We start from the raw sequence: 347 nt of genomic DNA on the forward strand, positions 1-347 counted from the left end.
CGTTAAACTCAGTCTTGCTCTTAACAGTATAATCGAATCTGGGGCCGCTTATCTTCCGTTAGATGTCAGTTACCCCGATGATAGATTGGCTTATATGATCAGCGATGCTAAGCCGAAACTGATCATCACTACCTCTGATTATAGCGAGCGTTTTAGCGATCTTGGTGAGCTTTTTATCTTAGATGAACTACCACAAGCCACACCATATAGCGATGTAACGAGACAACAAGCATTACGCCCAGAACATGGCGCGTACATTATTTATACCTCAGGTTCTACAGGTAATCCAAAAGGAGTGCTGGTTTCTCATCAAGCGATCATTAACCGTTTGCAATGGATGCAGCACG

1 protein-coding gene is annotated in these 347 nt (G+C 43.5%); it reads left to right on the forward strand.

Features of this window, described 5'->3' with window-relative positions; translation table 11 throughout:
- Window positions 1-31 precede the first annotated feature (31 nt).
- On the forward strand, window positions 32-347 hold a 316-nt coding region (locus tag Q5762_RS37530), incomplete at its 3' end, for an AMP-binding protein (RefSeq protein ID WP_315896792.1).

This window comes from Streptomyces sp. P9(2023), assembly GCF_032436795.1.
Classification (GTDB): domain Bacteria; phylum Actinomycetota; class Actinomycetes; order Streptomycetales; family Streptomycetaceae; genus Streptomyces.